The organism is Sulfitobacter sp. HI0129 (assembly GCF_001635395.1).
GTDB lineage: Bacteria > Pseudomonadota > Alphaproteobacteria > Rhodobacterales > Rhodobacteraceae > Sulfitobacter.
In genome coordinates this window covers 1-4,976 of sequence record NZ_LWGH01000411.1, presented here as the reverse complement: position 1 = coordinate 4,976, position 4,976 = coordinate 1, and the positions used below count along the sequence as shown (strand labels likewise).

Annotated in this window: 4 protein-coding genes and 1 pseudogene; all 5 read right to left on the bottom strand. The window is 65.5% G+C overall.

Annotation, left to right across the window (positions count from 1 at the left end):
• Nucleotides 1-218 (bottom strand): annotated as a pseudogene (locus tag A3764_RS11005) (type IV secretory system conjugative DNA transfer family protein); the annotation flags it as partial.
• A complete protein-coding gene (locus A3764_RS11000) occupies nucleotides 218-2,545 on the bottom strand; it encodes a relaxase/mobilization nuclease domain-containing protein (RefSeq protein ID WP_067951582.1) in 2,328 nt (775 codons plus the stop codon). The pseudogene A3764_RS11005 and the gene A3764_RS11000, both read right to left, overlap by 1 nt.
• Nucleotides 2,532-3,125 carry a helix-turn-helix domain-containing protein gene (locus A3764_RS10995; RefSeq protein WP_067951581.1) on the bottom strand — a complete coding sequence of 198 codons (594 nt, stop codon included), beginning with the start codon at nucleotides 3,123-3,125 and terminating at the stop codon, nucleotides 2,532-2,534. Before A3764_RS10995 ends, A3764_RS11000 begins: the two co-directional genes overlap by 14 nt.
• A gap of 564 nt (nucleotides 3,126-3,689) precedes the next feature.
• Nucleotides 3,690-3,896: a hypothetical protein gene (locus A3764_RS10990; RefSeq protein WP_028093953.1), complete on the bottom strand. Its 207-nt coding sequence runs from the start codon at nucleotides 3,894-3,896 to the stop codon at nucleotides 3,690-3,692.
• Between the two features lie 424 nt (nucleotides 3,897-4,320).
• The coding region (locus tag A3764_RS10985; RefSeq protein ID WP_269085021.1) for a GSU2403 family nucleotidyltransferase fold protein at nucleotides 4,321-4,976 on the bottom strand (656 nt) is incomplete at its 5' end.

The following is a 4,976-nucleotide window of genomic DNA, read 5'->3' as shown; positions in this document are numbered from 1 at the left end:
GCCCCGCCCATGATCAGGTTGATCAGGCGAAAATCATCGGGGCGGACGGCCCCGATGGCGCGGTAGTTCTGCGCGATGTAGAAGAAGTCGATCTCGGCCCGGAAACCCAGGTCTCGGAACGTCACAACGGCCGAGGCGATGACATAGCCGATCGCGATGGCGACGACTGTGACCAGCGCGACGCCGAGGGCGAGGCGGCCCTTCCCCACCCCTCCCATCAGTGGGTCTCCCCGCGCTCGGTCTCACCGTCGACAAGATCGGCGCGGTGGAGCTCGAACTCGCGGTCGGCGATCTCCTCGACCACGGCGCGGGTCGCCTCGCTGTTGGCGGTGGCCGCGTCCGACTGCAGGTAGGTCTTCGCGGCGTAGAGCCGATCGAGACGGTCTTCGATCTGGGTCTTCAGCACGTCGACATCCCCGTCCCGCAGCCGGTCGATCTGCGCCGCGTCGAGCTCGCGCTCGACGGCGTCGCGGTAGGCCAGGCGTTGACCCTCATCATGAAACGGCGAGTGCAGGTTTCCGGCCCGTTCATGGTCGACGACCCGCCGGATGTCCGGATCGGCGATCGCTGCCCCCTCGACAGCGTCCCCCTCGCGCGCGTCCGAAAGCCGCCCGTCGCGCAGGTCGAGCGCCACCTCCCGCAACTCGCTTTCGCGGCGGACATGGTCGATAGCCTCGCTGTCGCGCAGATCGGTAACGGCCGCATAGGTCGCGCCAAGCCCGCGGGCGAGATGCGACGGCATATCCGGATAGCGCGCGCGGAACTCGTCCGTGACGGCATCCGCAACGGGGGTCCGCGCGTCGCGACCTTCCATGATCCGGTCAACCTCGCGGGTGATCTCGCGGGCCCAGGCCTCGTCGGTGATCCGCTCTCGGTAGGGCTCGGACCGGTCGATCACGTCGCCCGGGCGCGCGAGCAGTTCGGGATGTGCCTCGAGATAGGCGCGCTGCTCCTCCTCGATCCGTCGCTCCGCCCGGGACGCGATCTCCCACTCCCGCGCCTCGATCTGGTCATGGGACAAGCCTTCCGAACGCATGTCTTGGCGGATCGCGCGCTCCATGTCCTCAGCGGCGTCCCGATGATAATGGACCCTCTCCATGACGGTGCGATCTTCCACGACACCGTCTTCGCGCAGGACCCCTGCCCGCTCGAGTGCGACGCCGAGCTGGACATGGGCCCGGTTTAGCGTCTCGCGCGCCGTCTCCAGATCCGCGCGACGCTCGAGGTTGAGGCCGTCCCTCTCGGCCACCCGCGCCAGATCGTCCGCGATCCACTGGCGCTCAAGTGCCGCGTTCTGCGCGCCGGTCTCCATCCGCGCGACGACAACGGACGAACTGATCCCGGTCCCGCGCAGCGCGGTGTCGACCTGCGCCCGCACCTCGGGGTCCCGCAACCGGTCGAGCCGGGCCGCATCGATATTGGTCTCGGAATAGACCCCGCCCTCCGAGGGCTTCTCGGTCAATGTCATGGAGCGCAGCCCCAAGGGCTGCATATGCGCGAGCCGCGACTGGATCTCGTTGAGGCTGCGCTCGAGCCGCGGCCGTTCGGTCTCCGGCTTCGCCTCGATCATGCCCTGGACGCGCGCGACCTGATCGGCATAACGGGTCCGCAGATCCTCGAACGATTGCTCCTCTGCCATGTAGACGCCTCCTTCCAAATTCAGCTTGCCGCCCTTGGCCAGAAGCTCTCCAGACCGGAAGAGCGCATCGGCGATGTCCTCGCGGTTGTCCGCGGAGGCCTCGGCTGCGAGCGAGTGATAGATGATCCGGGTGTTTGCGATCTCTTCCAGAGCGCGATCCAAGTCTGCTCCGACCCGTGGCCGTGGCTCCGCGGCCCGCCCCTCAATCTTGGCCGCATAGACCTCGCGGGTGCGCGGCGGGTAGTGCACAACCCCACGATCCAGCCGCCGCGTGGCCTCGAGGCGCACGCCAAACCTCTCGGCCTCTTCCACCATGGCGAGGCGGAAGTCGTCGTAGTTGAACCGGTGATCCCGGCCCAGAAAGAAGAACTCTCCCTCCTGGGACCGGCGGTTCAATACTATATGCGCGTGCGGGTGATCCCGGTCCTCATGCACGGCAATAATGTAGTCGAAATGCCCCTCCTCGGTCTGGAAGAACCGCTCGGCAACATTGGCGGTGATGTCGCGCACATCCTCACCCCGAGTGCCGATCGGGTAGGACATGAGCATATGCGTCGTCTGCCCGAGCTTGGGCTTGAACCCCGCGCTCCAACGCTTGGCAAACCGCTCCGTCAGGTCCTTGATCTCGGATGCCTCGAGCTTCGTCTTCCCGTCCAGGAAACCGCTCGAGTCGACGATATGGGAGGACTTGGTGGTCAGGTAATCGAGCTGGTTCATCAGCTGGGATTTGGTATGCGTGCCCCCGCCCCGGATCGCCTTGAAGACCGCTGCACGATGCCCCGCCGCCGCCCGCACGAGCTGCCTCTGCCGGGACGCCTGCAGCCCCTGCATCGAGCCCCGGATGCGGCTCCAGCCATCCCGGAAGATCTCTCCGGTGACGTCATGGACGGCATCATTCAGCCGCATGGGCAAACTCCCTCAGAGCGGCGGTCGCGGAGAGCTGCATGGCATCCCGGCGGCGGCGCAGCAGCAGATCGATCTCGTCAGCGGAGTCAAGGATGAACCGCGCCAGCCCACGCATCTGTGCGAGGCGCAGTTCGGACAACTCTGCGTTCGGCGCGGAGCCTTCCCCCTGCCCCGCGCGGCTGGCGTTCACCATCTGCTTGGCGATCTGCACGACGCCGTTGCCGACCTCGTGCAGGGAGGCCCGGTAACGCGCCATCTCAGCCGCCAGCTGCGCGTCCGGAACGAAGGTTCCCCCCGCCGCCTGGATCAGCCGCCGGACCCCCTCCGTGCGGGTCTCGATCCCCGCCCCGGCCAGGACCTCATCCAGCGCCCCAAGCTCGTCAGGGGTCAGCTTCACCGTCACAGCGGCGGTCGCCACGGCCGCGTCGCGTTGGCGGTCCGCATCCGCTTTCAGGGTGTAGCGCACCGCCCGCGCCGTGACGCCGAACCGTTCGGCCAGCTCCGACGTCGAGACCCCACCCGCGGCCTCACGGACGATCTCCGCCTTCTCGAGCTCGGTCAGTCTCTTGGTCCGGGTCATGCGGAAGAAAGCCCCCCTATTTCCTGCCACCTTCATTCAAGGTCGCCCTCATCATACGAAACTATACGAACCGGTCAATGCAATATTATTGTAGATTGCCCCCAGGCGACCTTGAATTCCGCTTTGAGCCGAGCACCGCAGGTGCGAGGCCCGGCCCGAAGGGCCCAGCAACACCCGACCATCTCCAACCGCACCTCGGCCGCCCGTTGTCATGCCCGCGCCCGAGGGTCTGGCCGAACACGCATGTGTTCGGACGGAAGCGAGGAGCGGCGCATCCCTTCACCGACGGGCTGACGGACAGGGTCAAGGGAGGCCAGATTTGGCTCGGCCCAAATCTCTGCCGGAAAAACCGGCGGGCGCAGCCCGACTGTTATTCCGGATGGCCCCCTTGAGGCTGGCCGGCAGACCTGTTCCATGCGATCTCTGATATCCCCCGTCAGGACCGCTTGCGGTCCTGACGCCTTCCCGGGGACGCCGGCCGAAGGCAGGGGTTCCCGGTCTTGGAGCAGCCTTCCCTGACACAGGGAAAGGACCGCCCTAGGGCGGTCCATCCTCGTGGGAGGATTACTCCTGCGGTTCCTTGGAGCTCGGCGGGAACATCACCAGCTCCTGGACCGCGACCGGGAAGTCGAGTTTGAGGCTGAAGAACTCCGAGCCGTCCCCGTTGCGGGTGTTGCGGAACATCGCGCCGACGCGCTGGAAGCGGGTGCGCTCCTGACCTTCGTTGTCGGTGAACTTGACGGGAACGGTGGCGACGTAGTGGTTGGTCATTTGGGTCTCTCCTTTTTGCGATGGGGATCACCCGGCACGGGGGACAAGGGAGGTCCGCAAACGCAAATGCGGAGGGTCCGCGCGCCCCGCGCGTGGAAACCGTATTTGTGTTTTCCGGAGCGTGAGCGGAGGGCACGGACCGCCCGACCCCGTGCGATCCACATCAATGAGCAAAGAGGAGAGACCCGGGTGAGCGGCAGGTACCCAAGTCGTCATAGCTCCTGTCAGGTTTCCCAGGACTATCGCATGAAGTTTCGTCCCGGCCCGGGCTATGACGAGATCCGCAGCGCAGCCGGTTGTTCGTTGCAGAGATTTTCAGCGTCTGCGATTGCTCACGGGAGCGGCCAGAGAGGCCAACAGTCCTGCGCAGAGAGTACGACCAATCGCAGGTCAGAGCGTCGTGACGTGGGCAATCGCGAACCGCCTAAGTGACCAGTTCCTTGAGGACAGCCTTTGTGTAGGCCATCCGATCCAGTGAATTCACGATGTGTTCTCGCCAGCGGGGGCCCACCGCCATCGCAGCGGTGTAGGCCCTGGCCAGATCGTCCGGACGATCCTCCGCCATGACCTCAATTAAGTACGCGGCCTGTTCGCGATCCTTGGCTGATTTCAGGCTGCCGGCACCCTCGCGTCGCCGGTCGGCGACGATGAGTTTGTGGACAGCAAAGCGCTCCGGACGCGGGACCTGTATAAGAATGCCGGACCGATAGATGGCGGCGGCGAAGATCGGTTCGGCGATCAAGAAGTTGAGATAGTTCAGCGCTTGCGCGCACACGCCCAAGGCGGGCAATTCGCGGACGCTCTCATTTCCGAAGGCGGGTGTCAAAAACTCGACCAGCTGGCCGCTACCCCCTTGCGCCCATCGCCAGGTCCGCCCTCGATCAAGCCCCGGGACGGGTGCGAACTTCAGCGTCGAAAATGTCTCGGCAAGTCCCGGGTCAACCTGATCCTGCAGGGCCACGCTCAACCTCTCGAACTGGGCGATGTCGATATCGCCCGTATTGGCCATGCCGCCAAGAGGTAGCCGGATGCCAAGCTCACCCTCATAAAGCCGAAACGCGTTCGTGCCGACGACAGTGC